This is a genomic window from Bacillus sp. 1021, from assembly GCF_014534735.1.
GTDB classification, from domain to species: domain Bacteria; phylum Bacillota; class Bacilli; order Bacillales; family Bacillaceae; genus Bacillus; species Bacillus siamensis.
In genome coordinates, this window is record NZ_JACVSR010000002.1 from 133,573 (window position 1) to 154,039 (window position 20,467).

At 48.9% G+C, this 20,467-nt stretch carries 22 protein-coding genes and 1 pseudogene; 20 read left to right on the top strand and 3 right to left on the bottom strand.

Annotated features, from left to right (window positions below; translation table 11 throughout):
- The first annotated feature begins 16 nt into the window (after window positions 1-16).
- From iolD to ICW23_RS07365, 12 genes and pseudogenes are all read left to right on the top strand, one after another.
- Entirely contained in the window at window positions 17-1,930 is a 1,914-nt protein-coding gene (gene iolD / locus ICW23_RS07310) for a 3D-(3,5/4)-trihydroxycyclohexane-1,2-dione acylhydrolase (decyclizing) (protein ID WP_188154250.1), read from the top strand.
- 15 nt (window positions 1,931-1,945) lie between these two features.
- Complete coding sequence (gene iolE / locus ICW23_RS07315) at window positions 1,946-2,842, top strand: myo-inosose-2 dehydratase (RefSeq protein ID WP_188154251.1); 897 nt, start codon at window positions 1,946-1,948, stop codon at window positions 2,840-2,842.
- A 56-nt stretch (window positions 2,843-2,898) separates the two neighbouring features.
- Window positions 2,899-3,051, top strand: a pseudogene (locus ICW23_RS07320) (MFS transporter); the annotation flags it as partial.
- Window positions 3,052-3,073: 22 nt separating this feature from the next.
- Window positions 3,074-4,108, top strand: a complete 1,035-nt coding sequence (gene iolG / locus ICW23_RS07325) for a bifunctional inositol 2-dehydrogenase/D-chiro-inositol 1-dehydrogenase (RefSeq protein WP_188154252.1) — start codon at window positions 3,074-3,076, stop codon at window positions 4,106-4,108.
- Window positions 4,109-4,127: 19 nt separating this feature from the next.
- Window positions 4,128-4,997, top strand: a complete 870-nt coding sequence (locus ICW23_RS07330; RefSeq protein ID WP_064779175.1) for a sugar phosphate isomerase/epimerase family protein — start codon at window positions 4,128-4,130, stop codon at window positions 4,995-4,997.
- Window positions 4,998-5,063: 66 nt separating this feature from the next.
- Window positions 5,064-5,906, top strand: a complete 843-nt coding sequence (gene iolI, locus ICW23_RS07335) for a 2-keto-myo-inositol isomerase (RefSeq protein WP_188154253.1) — start codon at window positions 5,064-5,066, stop codon at window positions 5,904-5,906.
- Window positions 5,907-5,908: 2 nt separating this feature from the next.
- Complete coding sequence (gene iolJ, locus ICW23_RS07340) at window positions 5,909-6,781, top strand: 6-phospho-5-dehydro-2-deoxy-D-gluconate aldolase (RefSeq protein WP_049627678.1); 873 nt, start codon at window positions 5,909-5,911, stop codon at window positions 6,779-6,781.
- Between the two features lie 107 nt (window positions 6,782-6,888).
- Window positions 6,889-7,578, top strand: a complete 690-nt coding sequence (gene yxdJ / locus ICW23_RS07345) for a two-component system response regulator YxdJ (protein ID WP_047477471.1) — start codon at window positions 6,889-6,891, stop codon at window positions 7,576-7,578.
- The gene (gene yxdK, locus ICW23_RS07350; RefSeq protein ID WP_045925574.1) at window positions 7,575-8,552 is read left to right on the top strand and encodes a two-component system sensor histidine kinase YxdK; all 978 of its coding nucleotides are present in this window, start codon (window positions 7,575-7,577) and stop codon (window positions 8,550-8,552) included. The genes yxdJ and yxdK overlap by 4 nt, the downstream gene beginning before the upstream one ends.
- A gap of 144 nt (window positions 8,553-8,696) precedes the next feature.
- The gene (gene yxdL, locus ICW23_RS07355; protein ID WP_047477474.1) at window positions 8,697-9,470 is read left to right on the top strand and encodes an ABC transporter ATP-binding protein YxdL; all 774 of its coding nucleotides are present in this window, start codon (window positions 8,697-8,699) and stop codon (window positions 9,468-9,470) included.
- A complete protein-coding gene (gene yxdM, locus ICW23_RS07360) occupies window positions 9,445-11,313 on the top strand; it encodes an ABC transporter permease YxdM (RefSeq protein WP_188154254.1) in 1,869 nt (622 codons plus the stop codon). Before yxdL ends, yxdM begins: the two co-directional genes overlap by 26 nt.
- Window positions 11,314-11,326: 13 nt before the next feature.
- Window positions 11,327-11,674 carry a YxeA family protein gene (locus ICW23_RS07365; protein WP_016937432.1) on the top strand — a complete coding sequence of 116 codons (348 nt, stop codon included), beginning with the start codon at window positions 11,327-11,329 and terminating at the stop codon, window positions 11,672-11,674.
- A gap of 38 nt (window positions 11,675-11,712) precedes the next feature.
- On the opposite strand, the gene ICW23_RS07370 is transcribed toward ICW23_RS07365, so the two are convergent.
- A complete protein-coding gene (locus ICW23_RS07370) occupies window positions 11,713-12,675 on the bottom strand; it encodes an iron-hydroxamate ABC transporter substrate-binding protein (RefSeq protein WP_064779168.1) in 963 nt (320 codons plus the stop codon).
- Between the two features lie 128 nt (window positions 12,676-12,803).
- Between ICW23_RS07370 and ICW23_RS07375 the strand changes: the two genes are divergently transcribed.
- Window positions 12,804-13,196 carry a hypothetical protein gene (locus tag ICW23_RS07375; RefSeq protein ID WP_188154255.1) on the top strand — a complete coding sequence of 131 codons (393 nt, stop codon included), beginning with the start codon at window positions 12,804-12,806 and terminating at the stop codon, window positions 13,194-13,196.
- 51 nt (window positions 13,197-13,247) lie between these two features.
- On the opposite strand, the gene ICW23_RS07380 is transcribed toward ICW23_RS07375, so the two are convergent.
- Both ICW23_RS07380 and ICW23_RS07385 read right to left on the bottom strand, forming a co-directional pair.
- Window positions 13,248-13,610, bottom strand: a complete 363-nt coding sequence (locus ICW23_RS07380) for a hypothetical protein (RefSeq protein WP_045925569.1) — start codon at window positions 13,608-13,610, stop codon at window positions 13,248-13,250.
- Between the two features lie 161 nt (window positions 13,611-13,771).
- Entirely contained in the window at window positions 13,772-14,152 is a 381-nt protein-coding gene (locus ICW23_RS07385; protein WP_016937436.1) for a hypothetical protein, read from the bottom strand.
- A gap of 111 nt (window positions 14,153-14,263) precedes the next feature.
- Between ICW23_RS07385 and ICW23_RS07390 the strand changes: the two genes are divergently transcribed.
- The 7 genes from ICW23_RS07390 to ICW23_RS07420 all read left to right on the top strand — a co-directional run bounded on the left by ICW23_RS07390 (window position 14,264) and on the right by ICW23_RS07420 (window position 20,452).
- The gene (locus ICW23_RS07390) at window positions 14,264-14,683 is read left to right on the top strand and encodes a lipocalin family protein (protein ID WP_045925567.1); all 420 of its coding nucleotides are present in this window, start codon (window positions 14,264-14,266) and stop codon (window positions 14,681-14,683) included.
- The gene (locus tag ICW23_RS07395) at window positions 14,673-15,197 is read left to right on the top strand and encodes a hypothetical protein (RefSeq protein ID WP_188154256.1); all 525 of its coding nucleotides are present in this window, start codon (window positions 14,673-14,675) and stop codon (window positions 15,195-15,197) included. The genes ICW23_RS07390 and ICW23_RS07395 overlap by 11 nt, the downstream gene beginning before the upstream one ends.
- Before the next feature lie 68 nt (window positions 15,198-15,265).
- The gene (yidA, locus tag ICW23_RS07400) at window positions 15,266-16,078 is read left to right on the top strand and encodes a sugar-phosphatase (RefSeq protein WP_016937439.1); all 813 of its coding nucleotides are present in this window, start codon (window positions 15,266-15,268) and stop codon (window positions 16,076-16,078) included.
- Window positions 16,079-16,148: 70 nt separating this feature from the next.
- Window positions 16,149-17,090 (top strand): DNA-binding transcriptional repressor DeoR, encoded by a 942-nt coding sequence (locus tag ICW23_RS07405; protein ID WP_004393275.1) that lies wholly within the window; start codon window positions 16,149-16,151, stop codon window positions 17,088-17,090.
- A gap of 90 nt (window positions 17,091-17,180) precedes the next feature.
- Window positions 17,181-17,849 (top strand): deoxyribose-phosphate aldolase, encoded by a 669-nt coding sequence (gene deoC / locus ICW23_RS07410; protein WP_188154257.1) that lies wholly within the window; start codon window positions 17,181-17,183, stop codon window positions 17,847-17,849.
- 92 nt (window positions 17,850-17,941) lie between these two features.
- The gene (locus tag ICW23_RS07415) at window positions 17,942-19,123 is read left to right on the top strand and encodes a NupC/NupG family nucleoside CNT transporter (protein WP_045925564.1); all 1,182 of its coding nucleotides are present in this window, start codon (window positions 17,942-17,944) and stop codon (window positions 19,121-19,123) included.
- Window positions 19,124-19,150: 27 nt separating this feature from the next.
- Window positions 19,151-20,452, top strand: a complete 1,302-nt coding sequence (locus ICW23_RS07420) for a pyrimidine-nucleoside phosphorylase (RefSeq protein WP_045925563.1) — start codon at window positions 19,151-19,153, stop codon at window positions 20,450-20,452.
- Window positions 20,453-20,467 lie beyond the last annotated feature (15 nt).

Below are 20,467 nucleotides of genomic sequence, written 5' to 3' on the forward strand. Positions count from 1 at the left end.
AAAGGTGGGATCGTTTGTGGGCAAGACAATTCGCTTAACGACAGCACAAGCGCTGATTAAATTCTTGAACCGGCAGTACATTCATGTTGATGGGAATGAAGAGCCGTTCGTTGAGGGCATTTTTACGATTTTCGGCCATGGAAATGTGTTAGGGATCGGGCAGGCGCTTGAGCAGGACACCGGGCACCTGAAAGTGTATCAAGGCAAAAATGAACAAGGCATGGCGCATGCCGCAATGGCATATAGCAAGCAGATGCTGAGAAGAAAAATTTACGCGGTATCGACATCGGTCGGTCCGGGTGCCGCAAATTTGACGGCTGCCGCGGGTACGGCGCTGGCCAATAACATTCCGGTGCTGCTGCTTCCGGCTGATACATTTGCGACGAGGCAGCCTGACCCGGTGCTTCAGCAGGTGGAGCAGGAATACAGTGCCGCCGTCACGACAAACGATGCATTAAAGCCCGTGTCCCGCTATTGGGACCGCATCACCCGCCCCGAGCAGCTGATGAGCAGCTTAATCCGGGCCTTTGAAGTGATGACGGATCCGGCAAAAGCGGGCCCGGCGACAATCTGCATTTCTCAGGATGTCGAGGGAGAAGCATTTGATTTTGATGAACGCTTCTTTGAAAAACGCGTTCATTACATGGACCGGATGCAGCCGAGCGAGCGTGAGCTGAGGGGCGCCGCGGAGAGAATCAAGGAGAGCAGCCGTCCCGTCATTTTAGTGGGCGGCGGCGCGAAGTATTCCGGGGCACGCGAGGAATTGATTGCGCTTTCTGAAACATACGGCATTCCGCTTGTCGAAACGCAGGCCGGCAAGTCAACGGTTGAAGCTGATTTCGCCAACAATCTGGGCGGCATGGGCATCACGGGCACACTCGCCGCGAACAAAGCCGCCCGTCAGGCTGATCTTATCATCGGTGTCGGCACACGGTATACGGACTTTGCGACATCCTCGAAAACGGCGTTTGATTTTGACAAAGCAAAATTCCTGAATATCAATGTCAGCCGCATGCAGGCTTACAAGCTTGACGCATTTCAGGTCGTAGCCGATGCGAAAGTGACGCTCGGCAGGCTGCACGGCTTATTAGACGGATACAAAAGTGCATTCGGCACGGCGATTAAAGACTGGAAAGATGAATGGCTCGCTGAACGGGACCGGCTCGGCAAAGTCACTTTTACACGTGACGCATTCGAACCGGAAATTAAGAACCATTTCTCACAGGACGTGTTAAACGAGTATGCCGACGCACTCGAGACTGAGCTGCTGCAAACAACGGCGCTGTTGACCATCAACGATACGATTCCTGAAGACAGCGTCGTCATCAGTTCGGCGGGCTCTCTTCCGGGAGATCTGCAGCGGCTGTGGCATTCCAATGTCCCGAATACGTACCATCTGGAGTACGGCTATTCCTGTATGGGATATGAAGTATCAGGCACGCTCGGCCTCAAGCTGGCCCACCCCGACAAAGAAGTCTATTCACTCGTCGGTGACGGAAGCTTTCTGATGCTGCACTCAGAGCTGATTACCGCGCTTCAATATAACAAAAAAATCAATGTCCTGCTCTTTGATAACTCCGGCTTCGGCTGTATCAGCAACCTGCAGATGGATCACGGCGGCGGCAGTTATTTCTGCGAGTTCCGCACGGGGGACAATCAGATTTTAAACGTTGATTACGCGAAGGTGGCAGAGGGCTACGGCGCTAAAACATACAGAGCCAATACGGTTGAAGAGCTGAAGGCGGCGCTTGAAGATGCGAAAACGCAAGACGTATCCACTTTAATTGAAATGAAGGTTCTGCCGAAAACGATGACGGACGGCTATGACAGCTGGTGGCACGTCGGTGTGGCGGAAGTGTCTGAGCAAGAAAGCGTTCAACGGGCATTTGAAGCGAAAGAGATGAAGCTGAAGTCTGCGAAGCAGTACTAGAGGGGAGGCATCACGATGGGCAAACAAGATATTCTGTGGGGTATCGCTCCCATTGGATGGCGCAATGACGATATGCCGGAAATCGGAGCCGGGAATACGCTGCAGCATTTGTTGAGCGATATTGTCGTCGCCGGCTTTCAAGGAACGGAAGCGGGAGGGTTTTTCCCTGAACCTTCCGTCCTGAATAAGGAGCTGGCTCTCCGGAACTTGCGGATTGCGGGGAAGTGGTTCAGCAGCTTTATCATTCAAGACGGTATTGAAAAAACGGCTGAATCATTTACGGAACACTGCGATTATTTGCAGAAAGTCGGAGCAGATGCCGCCATCGTTTCTGAACAGACGTACAGTGTCCAGGGCTTGGACATTGATGTATTTAAGAAAAAACCGCACTTCACAGATGAAGAATGGGATACGCTGTGCAATGGCTTAAACCGTCTCGGGAAAATCGCGAAGGAATACGGGCTGAACCTCACTTTTCATCATCATCTCGGCACAGGCGTCCAGACGGCTGAAGAAGTTGACCGGCTGATGGAAGGAACGGACCCCCGGTATGTCCATTTACTTTATGATACCGGCCATGCCTATATCTCCGACGGAGACTGCATGACGATTCTCAACAAGCATATGGACCGGATCAGACACGTTCATTTCAAAGATGCGCGGATTGACATTATGGAGCGGTGCAGACAAGAAGGCAAGTCATTCAGGCAGTCGTTTTTACAGGGCATTTTCACGGTTCCCGGAGACGGATGCATCGACTTTACCGAAGTGTACCGGACGCTCATCCGTCATGATTATTCAGGCTGGATCGTCATTGAAGCCGAACAAGACCCGGCAATCGCCAATCCGCTTGAGTACGCGCTGATAGCGAGAAAGTATATCGACAGTGAACTGCTTGATCCTGCAAATTAGAGGGGGGGCTTATATGAATCGTGCCAAGGCGGAATCAGCTTTCAGCAAAAGGACCATCTATGGCCGGTATTTTGCTCATATGTGTGACGGCCATCGGGCTTGTCTTCGCACCGAATACGTCCGGCAATCCGCTTGAACAGATTCAGCAGGAACTGTACGGTGCTCCTCAGGACGGCAGCGACAAAAGAAAGACGAGAACCATTATTTGATTATCAGAAGGAGTGGCGATCAATGAACTTACGTATAGGTGTTATCGGAACCGGTGCTATCGGAAAGGAGCACATCAACCGCATCACAAATAAGCTGTCCGGAGCGGAAATTACCGCTGTAACAGATGTGAATCAGGAGGCTGCGCAGCAGACCGTTCAGGATTTCGAATTAAACGCCTCCGTTTATCCTGATGACGACAGCCTCCTCGCTGCTGAAAATGTGGACGCCGTCTTAGTGACAAGCTGGGGCCCGGCTCACGAGTCCAGCGTTTTGAAAGCGATTCAGCACGGCAAGTATGTGTTTTGTGAAAAGCCGCTCGCCACAACGGCAGAAGGCTGTATGCGCATCGTCAAAGAAGAAATGAAGACGGGCAAACGTTTAGTTCAGGTAGGCTTCATGCGCAGATATGACAGCGGTTACGTTCAGCTGAAAGAAGCGATCGACAATCGTGCGGTCGGTGAGCCGCTGATGATTCACTGTGCGCACCGCAACCCGACAGTCGCATCGAATTATTCAACAGACATGGCCGTCATTGATACGCTCGTTCATGAAATTGATGTCCTCCACTGGCTCGTCAATGACGATTATGAATCCGTACAAGTCATCTATCCGAAGAAATCAAAAAATGCGCTGCCGCATCTGAAAGATCCGCAGATGGTCATCATCGAAACAAAAGGCGGCATCGTCATCAATGCCGAAATCTACGTGAACTGCAAATACGGCTATGACATTCAATGTGAAATTGTCGGGGAAGACGGTGTCATCAAGCTTCCGGAGCCATCAAGCATCAGCTTGAGAAAAGAAGGAAAACTCAGCACCGATATCCTGATGGATTGGCAGCGCCGATTTGTGGCTGCGTATGATGCGGAAATTCAGGACTTCATTGATTCGATCCGGAAAAAGGGCGAAGTCAGCGGTCCGACGGCATGGGACGGTTATATTGCCGCGGTGACAACTGACGCGTGCGTAAAAGCTCAGGAATCCGGACAGAAAGAGCCAGTGGCGCTGCAAGAAAAACCGGCATTCTATCAATCCTTTACGACTGTGAACAAATAATAGATTTGGAGTGAAAGCAATGAAACTGGCCTTAGATCCATCCATGTACCGTGATGATTTAACGTTAGAGGAAATGGTCTATAAAACGGCGGAGCTCGGATACGAGTATATCGAACTGTCCCCGCGTGAGGATTTTTGTCCTTTCTACAAATATCCGAAAGTCGATTCAGCAAAAATCAAACAATTGAAGCGTCTTTTAAAGGATACAGGCGTGAAGCTGTCCTCTCTTCTGCCGCTTTACCACTGGGCGGGACCTGATGAAGACCGCCGCCAGGCCGCCGTGCGCAACTGGAAACGGGCGATCGAAATTGCGGTTGAGCTTGAAGTGGATTTGATGAACAGTGAATTCAGCGGTTCAAAATATGATCCGTTGACAAGTGAAGAAAAATTCATCAAATCCATGGATGAACTGCTGCCCGTCTTTGAAAAAGAAGGCGTTAAACTCAATCTGCAGGCCCACCCGTACGATTTTATCGAGACGCACAAAGGTGCGATGGATATGATCCGCGCGCTTGATAAGGATTGGATCAATCTTGTCTACTCGACGGCGCATACGTTCTTTTACGATGACGGCAAAGGCGATATTGCGACTATGTTTGATGAAGCCGGCGGCCGCCTCACACATGTTTTATTTGCAGATACCTTTAATCATAAAGCGGCTCACGGCCTGCGTTACATCGTCAATCCGCCTGACGCGAAAGTAACGGTTCATCAGCATTTGGACATCGGGCAAGGCGAGGTTGATTTTGATACGATTTTCAAAAAAATGAGAGAGATGAAGTTCGACGGAATTGCGACGAATGCCGTTTTCGCTTGGGTCGGCGAAAGAGCGGATGAATCAAGCCGGTTCATGCTTAAAAAATTAAAAGAAGAATTAGGTATGGCATAAGCTTTAGTACGGAGTTCGGCGGGGCGGAAAGGCTCCTCAGCTAAAACGCAGATGGGAGAGGCTGACATGAAACTTTGCTTTAATGAAGCGACAACGCTGGAGAATTCAAACTTGAAACAGGATTTAGAGCTGTGCGAAAAGCACGGCTATGATTATATTGAAATCCGCACAATGGATAAACTGCCGGAATACTTAAAAGATCATTCACTGGCTGATCTGGCGGAATATTTTCAAACCCATCACATTAAACCGCTTGCCCTGAACGCACTAGTTTTCTTCAACAACCGTGATGAGCAGGACTATAGGGAGATCATTTCGGAATTCAAAAGCATGATGGAAACGTGCGAAACGCTCGGCGTGAAATATGTGGTGGCCGTGCCGCTTGTGACAGAGCGGAAAATCTTGAAAGAAGAGATCAAAAAGAGCAGCGCAGAGGTGCTGACTGAGCTTTCGGACATCGCGGAGCCGTACGGCGTAAACATTGCCCTTGAATTTGTCGGCCACCCGCAATGCACGGTCAATACATTTGAACAGGCGTATGACATCGTGAACGCTGTCGGCCGCGATAATGTCGGGCTTGTGTTTGACAGCTTTCATTTCCACGCGATGGGCTCCAATATTGAAAGCCTGAGGCAGGCGGACGGAAAGAAAATTTTCATCTATCATATCGACGATACAGAAGATTTCCCGATCGGCTTTTTAACGGATGAAGACCGTGTCTGGCCGGGGAAGGGAGCGATTGACTTAGACGCCCACCTGTCAGTGTTAAGGGATATCGGATTCAATGATGTTGTCTCCGTAGAACTGTTCAGGCCTGAATATTATAAGCTGACCGCGGAGGAAACGATCAAAACGGCAAAGGAAACAACGGAAGCCGCCGTATCAAAATACTTCATGAAGGAGGCGTGAACATGGCTTTTGTCACCATGAAACATCTTCTTGCAGAAGCGAAACGGGAGCAGTATGCAGTCGGCCAGTTTAATATAAACGGTCTGCAATGGACGAAGGCGATTCTGCAAGCGGCGCAAAAGGAGCAATCGCCGGTCATCGCCGCGGCTTCCGATCGTCTGGTCGATTATTTAGGCGGCTTTAAAACGATTGCCGCCATGGTCAGCGCGTTAATGGAGGAAATGGCGATTACCGTTCCCGTCGTGCTTCATCTTGATCACGGAAGCAGTGCGGAACGCTGCAGACAGGCCATTGACGCCGGATTCAGCTCAGTGATGATTGACGGCTCCCATCAGCCGATTGACGAGAACATTGCGATGACAAAAGAAGTCACCGATTATGCAGCAAAGCACGGCGTGTCAGTAGAAGCTGAAGTCGGCACGGTCGGCGGCATGGAAGACGGTCTGGTCGGCGGTGTCCGCTATGCCGATATCACGGAATGTGAGCGAATCGTCAAAGAAACCAGCATCGACGCGCTGGCCGCCGCCCTCGGCTCCGTACACGGCAAATATCAGGGTGAGCCGAATCTCGGATTTAAGGAGATGGAAGCGATCTCCCGCATGACTGATATTCCTCTCGTTCTTCACGGGGCATCCGGAATTCCGCAGGATCAGATCCAAAAAGCCATCACGCTCGGCCACGCGAAGATCAATATCAACACGGAATGTATGGTCGCCTGGACAGACGAAACACGCCGCATGTTTCAGAAAACCAGCGATCTGTATGAGCCGCGCGGCTACATGATACCCGGCATTGAAGCTGTAGAAGAGACGGTGCGAAGCAAAATGAGAGCGTTCGGATCAGCCGGAAAAGCCGCTAAGCAGCAGGTCGGCTGAATGAAACCACCAACCGCCGGAATGGCGGTTTTTTTGTGCGGTGTTGCGTCCGTACGCCCGAAACGATTATGATGATGGCAACAGCGTAAAAACGGGAGTGGTTCAGTTTGAATAAAATCATGATAGTAGAAGACAGTGAAGACATTCGCGGACTATTGCGGAATTACCTTGAAAAATACGGCTATCAAACCGTGGCCGCCGATGATTTTACAGCTGTTCTTGATGTTTTTTTGCGGGAAAAGCCTGATGTGGTGCTGCTTGATATCAACCTGCCGTCCTATGACGGCTATTATTGGTGCCGGCAGATCCGCCAGCATTCCACAAGCCCGATCATTTTCATCTCAGCCAGAAGCGGGGAAATGGATCAGGTGATGGCGATTGAAAACGGCGGAGACGATTATATCGAAAAACCGTTTTCCTACGATATTGTGCTCGCGAAAATCAAAAGCCAGATCCGCAGAGCATACGGAGAGTACGCCGCCAAGCAGGGAGAGAAAGTGGTTGAATATGCCGGTGTGCAGCTCTTTGTCGAACGGTTTGAACTGCGCTTTCAGGACGAAAAAAGCGAGCTTTCTAAAAAAGAAAGCAAGCTTTTGGAGGTGCTGCTGGAGCGGGGAGAAAAGGTGACGGGGAGAGACCGGCTCATGGAAAAAACGTGGGACACCGACATTTTCGTCGATGACAATACACTTAATGTGTATATCACGCGGCTCAGAAAAAAACTGCGGGAGCTGAATGCGCCTGTCTCCATTGAATCGGTGCGGGGCGAAGGCTACCAGCTGAGGGCGCTGTCATGAAGCTGTTTCTCCGGTCTCATGCCGTGCTGATTCTGCTTTTTCTCCTTCAAGGGCTGTTTGTCTTCTTTTATTACTGGTTTGCGGGTCTTCATTCTTTTTCCCACCTGTTTTACATATTGGGCGTGCAGCTTCTTATTTTGGCAGGGTACCTGGCCTATCGCTGGTACAAAGACCGCGGCGTGTATCATTGGCTCAGCTCGGACCAGGAAGAGACGGACATCCCGTATCTCGGTTCTTCAGTGTTTTGTTCAGAGCTGTATGAAAAGCAGATGGAGCTGATCCGGCTGCAGCACCAGAAGCTCCATGAGACCGAAGCCAAGCTCGACGCGCGGGTGACGTATATGAATCAATGGGTGCACCAAGTAAAGACGCCGCTGTCGGTCATTAATTTAATCATTCAGGAAGAGGATGAGCCCGTCTTTGAACAAATCAAAAAAGAGGTCCGGCAGATTGAATTCGGGCTGGAGACGCTCCTTTATTCATCACGGCTCGACCTGTTTGAGCGGGATTTTAAAGTCGAAGCGGTTTCCTTATCAGAGCTGCTCCAATCGGTCATTCAAAGCTATAAACGGTTTTTTATTCAATACCGCGTCTATCCGAAAATAGACATTCGCGATGATCATCAGATTTACACCGATGCCAAATGGCTCAAATTTGCGATCGGCCAAGTGGTCACAAATGCGGTCAAGTATTCGGCAGGCAAGAGTGACAGACTGGAGCTGAATGTCTTCCGCGATGAAGACAGGACGGTGCTTGAAGTCAAAGATTACGGTGTCGGTATTCCCTCGCAGGACATCAAGCGGGTGTTTGACCCTTATTTCACCGGCGAAAACGGGCGGCGTTTCCAAGAGTCTACGGGAATCGGCCTCCATCTCGTCAAAGAAATTACGGGCAAGCTCAATCATACGGCGGACATCAGTTCGTCCCCCGGTGAAGGGACATCGGTTCGATTTTCATTTCTTACAAAAATGTAAGACTGCGTTAAGAAAACAACATAGCTCGTTTTGTTTCCCCTTGATAACATGGATTCATGTCAAGGGGATTTTTTATGCTGAACGCCCCGGCACTACATGAAAGCAGCCCTGATCAACAAGAATAAAACCATAAGGAGGATTCTCATGGCGAATATGCTTGAAGTCAAACAGATAAATAAAACCTATAAAGGACAAGTATCCTATCAAGCCTTAAAACAAATTTCATTTTCAATAGAAGAAGGCGGGTTCACGGCGGTGATGGGACCGTCCGGCTCCGGAAAGACAACGCTTTTGAATATCATTTCAACGATTGACCGTCCGGATTCAGGCGATATCCTGATTCACGGAGAAAATCCGCACCGGCTGAAGCGGACAAAGCTCGCTCATTTCCGCCGCAAGCAGCTCGGATTTGTGTTCCAGGATTTCAACCTTCTGGACACGCTGACGATCGGTGAAAATATCATGCTGCCGTTAACGCTTGAAAAAGAAGCGCCGTCTGTCATGGAAGAAAAACTGCATGGCATCGCGAAAAAGCTCGGAATTGAAAATCTGCTCAACAAACGGACGTTTGAAGTATCCGGCGGACAGCGCCAGCGGGCCGCCATCGCAAGAGCGGTCATTCATAAGCCGTCACTCATTCTCGCCGATGAACCGACGGGAAACCTTGATTCCAAAGCGTCAAAAGACGTCATGGAAACGATGCAGAGCCTGAACCAGGATGATCATGTCACGGCTTTGATGGTGACCCATGATCCGGTTGCGGCAAGCTACTGCCGCCGCGTCATCTTTATAAAAGACGGCGAACTGTTTAATGAGATTTACCGCGGGGAAAACCGCCAAGTCTTTTATGAACAAATTCTTGATGTGCTGTCTATGCTGGGGGGAAACGCAAATGACCTTTCTTCAGTTCGCTTATAAAAACGTCACGAGAAACAAAAGGGCCTATCTTGCATTCTTCTTGAGCAGCGCCTTTTCCGTGTTGATTTTCTTTACCTTTGCGATGTTCCTGTTTCATCCGGCATTAAAGGAAGGCTACCTGAATAACATCGCCAGAAAAGGGTTAACCGCAGCGGAATGGATGATCTTTGTTTTTTCTTTCTTATTTGTTCTGTATTCGGTTAATGCCTTTTTGAAATCGAGAAATAAAGAATTCGGTATTCTGCTGATGCAGGGTATTACGCCGGTGCAGCTGAGAAAGCTCATTACGGCGGAAAACATGATCATCGGCGTCATGTCGATCGCAGCCGGGATTATCGGAGGCTTCATTTTTTCGAAAACGTTCTTTACGGTCGGCGCTTATATTTTAGAAATGGACGCGCTGCCTCTGTATATGCCTTGGAAAGCGCTCGGCATGACGGCCGGCGGATTTCTGCTCTTATTTTTCCTTTTATCGCAGTTCACGATCCTTTTTGTCAGATCAAATACGGTGATCAAATTAATAAAGGGCACTGACAAGATCAAGCCGGAGCCGAAGCCGTCCGTGCTTCTGTCCTTATTCGGCATCGCCTGCCTGTGCGGCGGGTACGGCATGGTTCTGAAAGGCAATGTCCACGGGACTGAACCGTTTATCATTTTACTGCTTACCGTCATCGGCACGTATTTCTTTTTCAGCCAAAGCAGCATCTGGATTCTGCGCGCGCTGAAGAAGTGGAAAACCTTTTATCTGCGCGGGAAAAATGTCATTTGGATTTCTGATCTTGTCTATCGTTTAAAAGACAACGCCCGCCTATTCTTTATCGTCAGCATTATTTCCGCGGTAGCCTTTACGGCGACGGGCGTGCTCGCGATGTACAAAGCGACCGTCGGGGCGGAAGAGTCCGCTTATGAGATGGAGTATGTATCTTTCAGCAGCAATCCAAAGGAAAAGACTCATTTGAAAGATATTGACCATGAATTGAAAACACACGGCTTTACGTATAAGAAAGACAAAATAGATGTTTCCTATGTCCGCTATCAGGAAGGGGATACTGTTCCGCCTGTTTACATGATCAGCGAATCGGAGGCGGCGAAGTACTTCCATGTTAAGCTGAACGGCCTGAAACATGGTGAGGCCGTCTATTTCCCGGGCACGTATGACCGCAATTTCAAAAACGAAGCGCCGGATCAGCTGAAGCTGCTGGACCAAAAAGGCAAGCCGTCCGGCCAAAAACTGTCGGTAAAAGAAGTCGAAAAACCGCTGATTTCATTGAATGCCATCATCGCGGTGAACGATCAAACCTTTGATCGGCTGAAATCACTTGGTGATAAAGCGTCATTATACGGCTACAGCTACGATCATTGGAAAGACAGTCTTGGGATCAGCCAATCCTTGAAAAATGAGATTTACGGCAACTATATCGACGTGCATTCTGATTTTATGGCAAAAGCGGGCACCTACTATGATACGGTGCAGCTGCCGAGCTTGAGTTTATTCATCGGCCTGTTTATCGCGATCGTCTTCTTTGTCGCGGCAGCGAGTTTCTTATATTTCAGGCTGTTCACCGATTTAGATGACGATCGGGAGCGCTATCGTTCACTGGCCAAAATCGGTCTGAGTGAGCGTGAAATGTCACAAAGCGTGACGATACAATTGGCGATTCTCTTCTTCTTTCCATTTGTCATTGCCGTCATGCATACGCTGTTTGCCTTGAGAACATTGGCTGTGGAAGGCTATTCCGATGTAGCGGGGCCGCTCAGTCTGACCATCGGAGGATTTTTCATTTTTCAGCTTCTGTTCTTCCTCGCGGTGCGGTCAAGCTATTTGAAAAAACTGAACAAGTAAGGGGAGTATAAAGATGAAAAAAGCATTGGCAATCCTGGCCGTCTTGGCGGCCGCTGCCGTCATATGCGGGCTTCTCTTTTTTCATAACGATGTTACAGACAGATTTAATCCGTTTATTCACCAGCAAGATGTTTATGTACAGATTGACCGAGATGGCAAACATCTTAGCCCGGGCGGTACTGAATATACATTAGACGGATACAACGCATCCGGAAAAAAAGAAGAAGTGACCTTTTTCGCCGGGAAAGACCTCCGGAAGAATGCCTATTTGAAGGTGAAGGCGAAAGGAAAGTATGTCGAGACCTGGGAAGAAGTCAGGTTTAAAGATATGCCGGACTCCGTACAGTCGAAATTAAAGTAATCATACAAAACGGCACAGCGTCAGACTGTGCCGTTTTCTTATTTTTTATTTTCTTCAGCCCGTTTGATCAGCATGTCGGTGATGATATCCATCTGTTTGCTGACGGCAATCGGGTCATACGGATAGAAGGTGTTGAAGTCGTTGATAAAGACACGATTGTTCTTTACGGCGTCGAGATTTTTCCAAACGGATGAATCTTTCAGACGCTCAAATGTTTTGCTTTCTCCATTCGGATTGTAATCAGTGATGAACATATAATCAGCCGCATATTGAGGGATGACCTCTTGGGAAACCTGTTTCATGGCGCCCGTTTTCATGATGTCTTTTTCAATATTGGCCGGCGCTTTTAATCCGAGTGCGTTATAAACGGCTTGGCCGCCGCGGCCGGAATTGTCATTGAAAATCCAGATCTCGCCTTTATCCGTCGTTTCATAAAGGCCGACTGTCTCGTCTTTGCCGATCACACGTTTGAGGCGCTTTTGATCGGCTTCGGCTTTTTTGTTGAAGTCTGCCATAAAGCTTTTGGCTTTATCCTTCGCCCCGGCAATATCGCCGAACAGGCTGACCGTATCTTTCGTATTTTTTGCGGTGTTAAAAGGAATGACAATCGTCGGCGCGATTTTCGAAAGTTTTTCGTATTGGTCATCCTTCATCAGCACGATTAAATCAGGCTTCAGCTGCATCACTTTCTCCACATTGACGGGATTGCCGATGTCCGTGGTGTTTTTCAGCTGTTTTTGGATAAATGGATTTTTGAAAGCCCATGAGCCCGCTCCGACGACATTTGCGTCAACGGACAGCAGCTCACCCGCATAAAAGTCAGTGACGATCCGCTTCGGATGTGCGGGTATGTCAATTTTTCCTTTTGTTGATTGATATGTACGCATGTCTGTTTTTCCTTTGCCTGATGCGGAGCCGCTGTTTTCCTTCGCGCCGCTGCAAGCGCTTAAGGCGAAAACAAGCAGAAGTGCCAGGCCGATCAGCCATGATCTTTTCTTCATCATGATCCCCCTATTTTAGTGATAATGATTATCATTATTAATATAGCAGGAAGACCGTACTTCGTCTATGTTTTTATAGAAATCCTTTCTTGATTATCCATGTTATAGTAGTAAAGGAGGAGGAATGAATGTTGATTACGAAGAGAGGAACTTGGTGGGAAGTGATGCACAGCTGGTGGCTGCTGCTGACTTTTGCGCCGTTTGCGCTCACCGCTTTCTTGGCCTTTTTCTATATCGGCTACCGGGCCAAGAACAAAAAATGGCTGAAATACGGACTTATCTATTTTATTATTTTAGCAATTGCTTTTGTGCTGCCGGGCACACCCGGCGTGTATATCGTGCTGCCTCTATGGGTCATCGCCATCATCCACGGGCTGAAGGTGCGGGCAGCTTATTTGATACAGCTTGATGTGTTTAAACAAAACGTCGAAGCGAGAGCGTATGAAGCGGTTAGGCACGAGGCGGAGGAAAAATTCGGCGGAAAACCCGCTCAGCGCATTGACCTGACAAAACAGAGATAAAAACAAATGACAAAGCCGGTATCCTTGTGCTTTGTCATTTGCGTGATCGGGCTATTGCTGGTATGAATGCTGCTGGAACGGTGTGTGATGCTGGGTTTGCGGGAATGATGAAACGTTAGCGTTTGTCATCGGTGAAGTCATGTGTCCGCTTACTTCCTGCTGCAGCTGGTTGCACACATTCACGATTTGCTGACATTTTTGGATAGCCATTTCATGACCCTGCAGCGCTTGCTGAATGGTATGAACGGCATGCTGCTCATGATTCAGCATCTGCTGAAGCATCTGAATGTTTTGCTGTTCCTGCTGGAGCATTTGCTTGTACTGCTGGCTGCTTTGCTGTGTCTGCTGAATAAGCTGCTGTGCGGTTTGGCGGCATTGCTGCAGCTGATTTCCGCTGTATTGGTTTTGGTACATCATGAAAACCTCCTGGAGTGATTGATTTTACATATTTATCATGTGAAAGAAAATGTGAGGCATTCATGCAAGAATGGCATTCAAATATTTACCTGTTATGTACAGAGCGGAATACAAGGCTCGGGAATGGCCTGTCGAGCTTTGTATTCCGGCCCTTTTTCTCAGAAGCCGCCTTCTGTAGCGTGAAAAGGGATATTGAGTCTGTTTTCGACTGCACGCAGGCGCTGATTCAAACGGTTTAAGCGGCGGGTATGGATTTCAATGGACTGGCTCAGCCGTCTGATCTGCTCATTCATCCGCGTGATTTCCCGGTTTTGGCGCTGGTCTTCTTGTGAGAGGCGGGTAAGCTCTCTCGTTTGCTCGGCATTTTGTCTTTCAAGCTGGGCAACTCTCCGTTCTAAACCTGTCGGCTGCCGCTCTTCGGACTGGTAGGGCGCATAATAGCTTTCCTGCTGATACGGCTCATACTCAACGCGGTTCACTTCGTATTCCTGCTGCTGAGGGAAATAGGCAGGCGGGGTGTAGTACTGATATGGGTTCATTCATCATTCTCCTTATCTAGTGAAGTCTTTATACACTATGTAGTCAATCGCACAGTGCCACGGCATCCGCCTAACTTACAGGCGTAAAAAAAGCTGCAAAGGAAGGTGATCATGTTGCGGGACATACGGATTTTCATCATGATGGTTCTTGTTTTCGGATGCGTCATGATAACAGGCTGCTCGCAAAAGAAAGCGGACGAGACCCCTTTTTATTACGGGACATGGGATGCGGGGCTGAAACCAGGTCCGATGGACGGAGTCAGATCTGAAACCGTCACGTTTACGAAAGACAGCGTGCTGACAAAGCAGGTCATTAAAGGCCGCGGCGAGGTTCCTATGCCCTCGGATGCTTACAAGGTGATCTCACAAAACACGGACGGAACGATCGAGATTGAATACCTCGGGCGTCCGCATCCCGTCAAAAGCACGTTGAAAAGAGGAAAAAACGATACGCTCATTTGGAAGATATACGGAGAAACAAAAACAATGACAAGAATAAAAACAGGCGGGGAGGATGCACATGAGAAATAAGGCTGCCGACAGACTCGTTTTGACGGGTGTCATCGTACATATCATTCAATGGTTTTCACTGGTATGGTTATTTTTTATGCTTGTAGATCAGTTCGGGCGTTTTACCATTTATAATCCCAATGTCGTCAACGGCAGCATGCAGTCTTTTTCATTCTTTGATATGATGCGCGCTCTTCTGTTTTCCGGCACGCTGCGGAATACACTCCTGCTGTTTCTGTTTGCGGCGCTGCTCATTTACCTATGGGTGAACGCCCTGTTTATTCTGCTGGAAATCGTTTCTTACATCATGATCAGGCGGAACAGCCGTTCATTATGGGCATACTTTCCCGCAGCGATGGGAATAAAGCTTGCCCTTCTGGACATAGCGGCCGTCCCTTTCTTTGCGGCCGGACTGATTCTCTTGAAGCAGAAAACAGATAACGGCGCAGAACAAACCGATAAGAGGACAAGACGGCCCCGTATCCGGAGACAGATCCGGTATAAGCAGAGAAGGCGGAGAAATCCGTCCGTTTAATTTTTCTTTGAAACGAAAAAACGATATGATGAAAGCATAAGACGAAAAGGATACAAAGGAGATGCAGGATGTACAAGTTAATCGCAATAGATATGGACGGAACACTATTAAACGATCATCATGAAGTGACGGCTGAAGTCCGCGGGGCGCTTGATGCCGCTAAAGCGGAAGGGGTCAATATCGTTCTGTGCACGGGACGGCCGATCGGCGGCGTGCGGCGGTATTTGGAAGAGCTGAACTTACAGGAGGAAGGCGACTTTGTGATTGCTTATAACGGCGCCCTCGTCCAAAATACGTATACAAACGGTGTCGTGGCCGAGCAGTCATTAGGTTATGAGGATTTGAAGTCCCTTTACGAGCTGAGCTTACAGCTGGACACTCCGATGCATTACTTTGACACAGCTAATCTGTACACGCCGAACCGGGATATCAGTGAATACACGGTTTACGAATCATATATCACGAAAGTGCCGCTTCATTTCCGCACGATTGATGAGGTGCCGAAGGATATTCTGATTCCGAAAGTCATGTTCATCGACGATCCCGACAAGCTGGAGAAAACGATCGCTTCCATTCCGGAATCATTCACGGAAACATACACAATGGTCAAAAGCGCGCCGTTCTTTCATGAGATTCTTCACCCGAAAGTCAGTAAAGGAAACGCGGTCAAGCTGCTGGCTGAAAAACTCGGAATTGAACAAAAAGACGTCATGGCAATCGGCGATAACGGCAATGACATGTCTATGATTCAGTGGGCCGGCTGCGGTGTCGCTATGGCCAATGCCATCCCGGAAGTAAGGGAAATTGCAAATTTTGAAACAAAATCAAACAACGAACACGGCGTAGCGCATGCGATCCAGGAGCTTGTGCTGAAAAAATAGGCACCCCATCAGAGGGTGCTTTTTTACCGCGTGTTTTGGTGATATGATAAGCGGAGAGGGGAGGCGCGATATGGATCGTGAAAAACAGCAGCTCAGCATAGAAGCGGCAAAACTATATTATCAATCAGATTACAGCCAGCAGCAGATCGCCGAACGGCTTAATCTGTCACGCCCCACCGTTTCGAGGCTGCTTCAGTACGCAAAGGAAAAAGGATATGTCCAAATTCGCGTCATGGACCCGTTTGAGGATCTGGACGAGCTCGGCGCGAAGCTGGAAGAAAAATACGGGCTGCTTGAGGCGCACGTCGTCTTTTCTCCAAGTGACGATTACCAGGCCATTACACATTACTTAAGCCGTTATGGCGCAGACTATATGCATAAAACCGTAAAGGACGGCGATATACTCGGCGTAAGCTGGGGGACGACGATGTATCAGATCGCAAGCCGCATGGAGCCGAAGCAGGTAAAGAGCGTTGAAGTCGTACAGCTCAAAGGCGGCATCAGTCATTCCAATGTCAATACGTATTCGTCTGAAACGATTCAGCTGTTCGCCGAAGCATTTCAGACCATGCCGAGGTATTTGCCGCTGCCGGTTATATTTGACAGCGCCGATGTGAAACAGATGGTCGAGCGGGACAGACATATTAAGCGGATCATTGAAATGGGCAGACAAGCCAATATCGCGCTGTTTACAGTCGGAACCGTCCGGGATGAGGCGCTGCTTTTCAGACTCGGCTATTTCCGGGAAGAAGAGAAACAATTGCTGAAAGCACGCGGGGTCGGCGATATTTGTTCGCGTTTTTTTGACGAGGAAGGCAGGATCTGCAGCAGCAGCATTAACGGCCGGACGATCGGAGTCGAGCTCAGCGACTTGAAAATGAAAGAACGTTCGATTCTGGTGGCGGGCGGCAGCAGAAAATGCAAGGCCATTCACGGGGCCCTGAAAGGAAAGTACGCCAACGTTTTGATTACCGATCAGCACACGGCCAAAAAACTCATTCAAGAATTGTGACAATTCATGAACATAATTTCAATAACCAATTTACATATGTTCAAAATTCGGTTATTCTAAACGTATCCTAGGAAAAAGGAAGTGCATACAATGTCAATTGCAAGTCAAATAGACCATACTGCTTTGAAACCGCATACACAAAAAGCAGATATTTTACAACTGATAAAAGAAGCAAAAGAGTATAAATTCGCATCCGTTTGTGTGAACCCGACTTGGGTCAAACTCGCAGCGGAGGAGCTGAAGGGCACGGGAGTTGACGTTTGCACCGTTATCGGATTCCCTCTCGGCGCAACGACATCGGAAACAAAAGCATTTGAAACGAAGGATGCCATCGCAAAAGGAGCCACTGAGGTTGACATGGTCATCAATATCGGCGCATTAAAAGACGGTGATGATGAGGCTGTTGAGGCTGATATCCGCGCGGTAGTTGAAGCAGCTGATAAAAAAGCGCTCGTCAAAGTGATCATCGAAACATGCCTTTTGACTGATGAAGAAAAAGAGCGCGCGTGCCGCTTGGCGGTATCCGCAGGCGCCAACTTCGTCAAAACGTCTACCGGTTTTTCGACAGGCGGGGCAACGGCTGAAGACATTGCTCTCATGAGAAAAACAGTCGGACCGGACATCGGGGTCAAAGCATCAGGCGGCATCAGAACAAAAGCTGATGTTGACAGCATGATCGCTGCGGGCGCGAGCCGGATCGGCGCAAGTGCGGGCGTCTCTATCGTGAGCGGCGGAGACAGCGGCAGCAGCGACTATTAATCAGCAGTGCGGAAGCTGAAAGCTTCCGCCATCCTCTTTCTTTGTTGATGCATAAAAAATTGTAAGCGAATACAAATAAAAGGAGAACACATATGAAGTATCTCATCGGAATTATTGGTATCATTGTGTTTTTAGGTCTTGCCTGGCTCGCCAGCAATGGCAAAAAAAGAATCAGAATACGGCCGATCGCCGTCATGCTCGTACTGCAGCTGGTTCTCGGTTATATTCTCCTCAATACCGGTATCGGGAATTTTCTTGTCGGCGGTTTTGCAAAAGGGTTTAACTATTTGCTGGAATATGCATCAGAAGGGATTAACTTTGTATTCGGCGGACTTGTGAATGCGAAACAGACGACGTTCTTCATGAGCGTGCTTCTGCCGATCGTCTTTATATCCGCTTTAATCGGAATTCTGCAGCATTGGAAGGTCCTCCCCTTCATCACGAAGTATATCGGTCTTGCGTTAAGCAAGGTGAACGGAATGGGGAAAATCGAATCTTACAACGCTGTCGCCTCCGCAATTTTAGGGCAATCAGAAGTGTTTATCAGCTTGAAAAAACAGCTCGGCTATCTTACTGAACAGCGCTTATACACGCTTTGCGCATCTGCTATGTCGACGGTCTCAATGTCGATCGTCGGTTCTTACATGATGATGCTGAAGCCGGAATACGTCGTGACGGCGCTTGTGCTGAACTTATTCGGCGGATTTATCATCGCTTCTATCATCAACCCGTACACCGTCAGCAAAGAAGAGGATTTGATTGTCGTTCCTGAAGAAGAAAAGCAATCCTTTTTTGAAGTGCTCGGTGAGTATATAATGGATGGATTCAGAGTCGCCGTTGTCGTAGCGGCGATGCTGATCGGATTTGTCGCACTCATTGCCCTGGTCAACGGCGTTTTTAACGCGGTCTTCGGCATTACATTCCAGGCGCTGCTCGGCTATGTCTTCGCGCCGTTTGCGTTTTTAACCGGTATCCCGTGGAATGAAGCGGTGAGCGCGGGAAGCATTATGGCGACGAAAATGGTATCGAATGAATTTGTGGCGATGCAGACGCTCTCATCCGGCGATTTCCATTTTAGCGCGCATACTCAGGCAGTGGTATCGGTATTCCTTGTCTCATTTGCGAATTTCTCCTCTATCGGTATCATTACGGGTGCGGTGAAAGGACTGCATGAAAAGCAAGGAAACGTCGTCGCGCGGTTCGGGCTGAAGCTGCTGTACGGCGCAACGCTCGTCAGCTTCCTGACAGCGGCGATCGTGGGATTGATTCACTGAACATAATTGAAGGACAGGTGATAGATCATGAGAATGGTAGATCTTATTGTAAAAAAACAAAACGGAAAAGAACTGACAACAGAAGAAATTCAATTTTTCGTAAAAGGATATACGGACGGAAGCATCCCTGATTACCAGGCGAGCGCCCTTGCCATGGCGATTTACTTTCAGGATATGACAGATCGGGAGCGCGCCGATCTGACAATGGCAATGGTCAATTCAGGGGAAACGATTGATCTCTCCGCCATCGAAGGCATCAAGGTCGACAAGCACTCTACGGGCGGGGTCGGCGATACGACGACTCTCGTACTCGCACCGCTCGTCGCGGCGCTCGGCGTTCCCGTTGCTAAAATGTCCGGACGCGGCCTCGGCCATACGGGGGGAACCATTGATAAACTGGAAGCGATCGAAGGCTTCCACGTGGAATTGTCAAAAGATGAATTCATCAAGCTTGTGAATCGTGACAAAGTAGCCGTCATCGGACAAAGCGGCAACTTGACGCCTGCCGATAAAAAGCTGTATGCGCTGCGTGATGTAACGGGTACGGTGAACTCCATCCCGCTGATCGCAAGCTCCATTATGAGTAAAAAAATCGCCGCCGGAGCAGATGCGATCGTGCTTGACGTCAAAACGGGCGCCGGCGCGTTTATGAAAACGGATGAAGACGCCGTAAACCTCGCCAAAGCAATGGTCCGCATCGGAAACAACGTCGGCCGCCAGACGATGGCCGTGATTTCTGACATGTCACAGCCGCTCGGTTTTGCGATCGGGAATGCACTGGAGGTTCAAGAAGCCATTGATACGTTAAGAGGGGAAGGCCCTGAAGACTTAAATGAACTCGTCCTCACGCTCGGCAGCCAAATGGTCGTATTGGCGAAAAAAGCCGAGACATTGGAAGAAGCGAGAACGAAGCTGCAGGAAGTCATGAAAAACGGCAAAGCGCTTGAAAAATTCAAAGAGTTCCTGAGCAATCAGGGAGGAGATGCTTCCGTCGTTGACGAACCGTCCAAACTTCCGCAGGCGGCGTACAAAATTGACGTCCCGGCAAAAGAAGCGGGTGTCGTTTCAGAAATCATCGCTGACGAAATCGGCGTCGCAGCGATGCTGTTAGGCGCGGGACGTGCGACAAAAGAGGACGAAATCGACCTTGCCGTCGGCATCATGCTCCGTAAAAAAGTCGGTGACAAAGTCGAAAAAGGAGAGCCGCTCGTCACCCTTTACGCCAACCGCGAAAACGTTGACGACGTAACCGCCAAAGTCTATAACAACATCCGCATCTCAGAAAAAGCGGAAGCACCGAAGCTGATTCATACGCTGATTACGGAATAAGAAAGAAAGGCACAT

Bases quoted from the DNA above. Each gene is read 5' to 3' on its own strand.
- yxdK (WP_045925574.1), top strand. From the start codon at position 7,575: ATGAAGCTGTTTCTCCGGTCTCATGCCGTGCTGATTCTGCTTTTTCTC.
- yxdL (WP_047477474.1), top strand. From the start codon at position 8,697: ATGGCGAATATGCTTGAAGTCAAACAGATAAATAAAACCTATAAAGGA.
- yidA (WP_016937439.1), top strand. From the start codon at position 15,266: ATGTACAAGTTAATCGCAATAGATATGGACGGAACACTATTAAACGAT.
- ICW23_RS07420 (WP_045925563.1), top strand. From the start codon at position 19,151: ATGAGAATGGTAGATCTTATTGTAAAAAAACAAAACGGAAAAGAACTG.
- ICW23_RS07395 (WP_188154256.1), top strand. From the start codon at position 14,673: ATGAGAAATAAGGCTGCCGACAGACTCGTTTTGACGGGTGTCATCGTA.
- ICW23_RS07370 (WP_064779168.1), bottom strand. From the start codon at position 12,675: ATGAAGAAAAGATCATGGCTGATCGGCCTGGCACTTCTGCTTGTTTTC.
- ICW23_RS07380 (WP_045925569.1), bottom strand. From the start codon at position 13,610: ATGTACCAAAACCAATACAGCGGAAATCAGCTGCAGCAATGCCGCCAA.
- iolJ (WP_049627678.1), top strand. From the start codon at position 5,909: ATGGCTTTTGTCACCATGAAACATCTTCTTGCAGAAGCGAAACGGGAG.
- deoC (WP_188154257.1), top strand. From the start codon at position 17,181: ATGTCAATTGCAAGTCAAATAGACCATACTGCTTTGAAACCGCATACA.
- ICW23_RS07390 (WP_045925567.1), top strand. From the start codon at position 14,264: ATGTTGCGGGACATACGGATTTTCATCATGATGGTTCTTGTTTTCGGA.
- iolE (WP_188154251.1), top strand. From the start codon at position 1,946: ATGGGCAAACAAGATATTCTGTGGGGTATCGCTCCCATTGGATGGCGC.
- ICW23_RS07405 (WP_004393275.1), top strand. From the start codon at position 16,149: ATGGATCGTGAAAAACAGCAGCTCAGCATAGAAGCGGCAAAACTATAT.
- ICW23_RS07385 (WP_016937436.1), bottom strand. From the start codon at position 14,152: ATGAACCCATATCAGTACTACACCCCGCCTGCCTATTTCCCTCAGCAG.
- ICW23_RS07415 (WP_045925564.1), top strand. From the start codon at position 17,942: ATGAAGTATCTCATCGGAATTATTGGTATCATTGTGTTTTTAGGTCTT.
- yxdM (WP_188154254.1), top strand. From the start codon at position 9,445: ATGACCTTTCTTCAGTTCGCTTATAAAAACGTCACGAGAAACAAAAGG.
- ICW23_RS07375 (WP_188154255.1), top strand. From the start codon at position 12,804: ATGTTGATTACGAAGAGAGGAACTTGGTGGGAAGTGATGCACAGCTGG.
- ICW23_RS07365 (WP_016937432.1), top strand. From the start codon at position 11,327: ATGAAAAAAGCATTGGCAATCCTGGCCGTCTTGGCGGCCGCTGCCGTC.
- iolI (WP_188154253.1), top strand. From the start codon at position 5,064: ATGAAACTTTGCTTTAATGAAGCGACAACGCTGGAGAATTCAAACTTG.
- ICW23_RS07330 (WP_064779175.1), top strand. From the start codon at position 4,128: ATGAAACTGGCCTTAGATCCATCCATGTACCGTGATGATTTAACGTTA.
- iolG (WP_188154252.1), top strand. From the start codon at position 3,074: ATGAACTTACGTATAGGTGTTATCGGAACCGGTGCTATCGGAAAGGAG.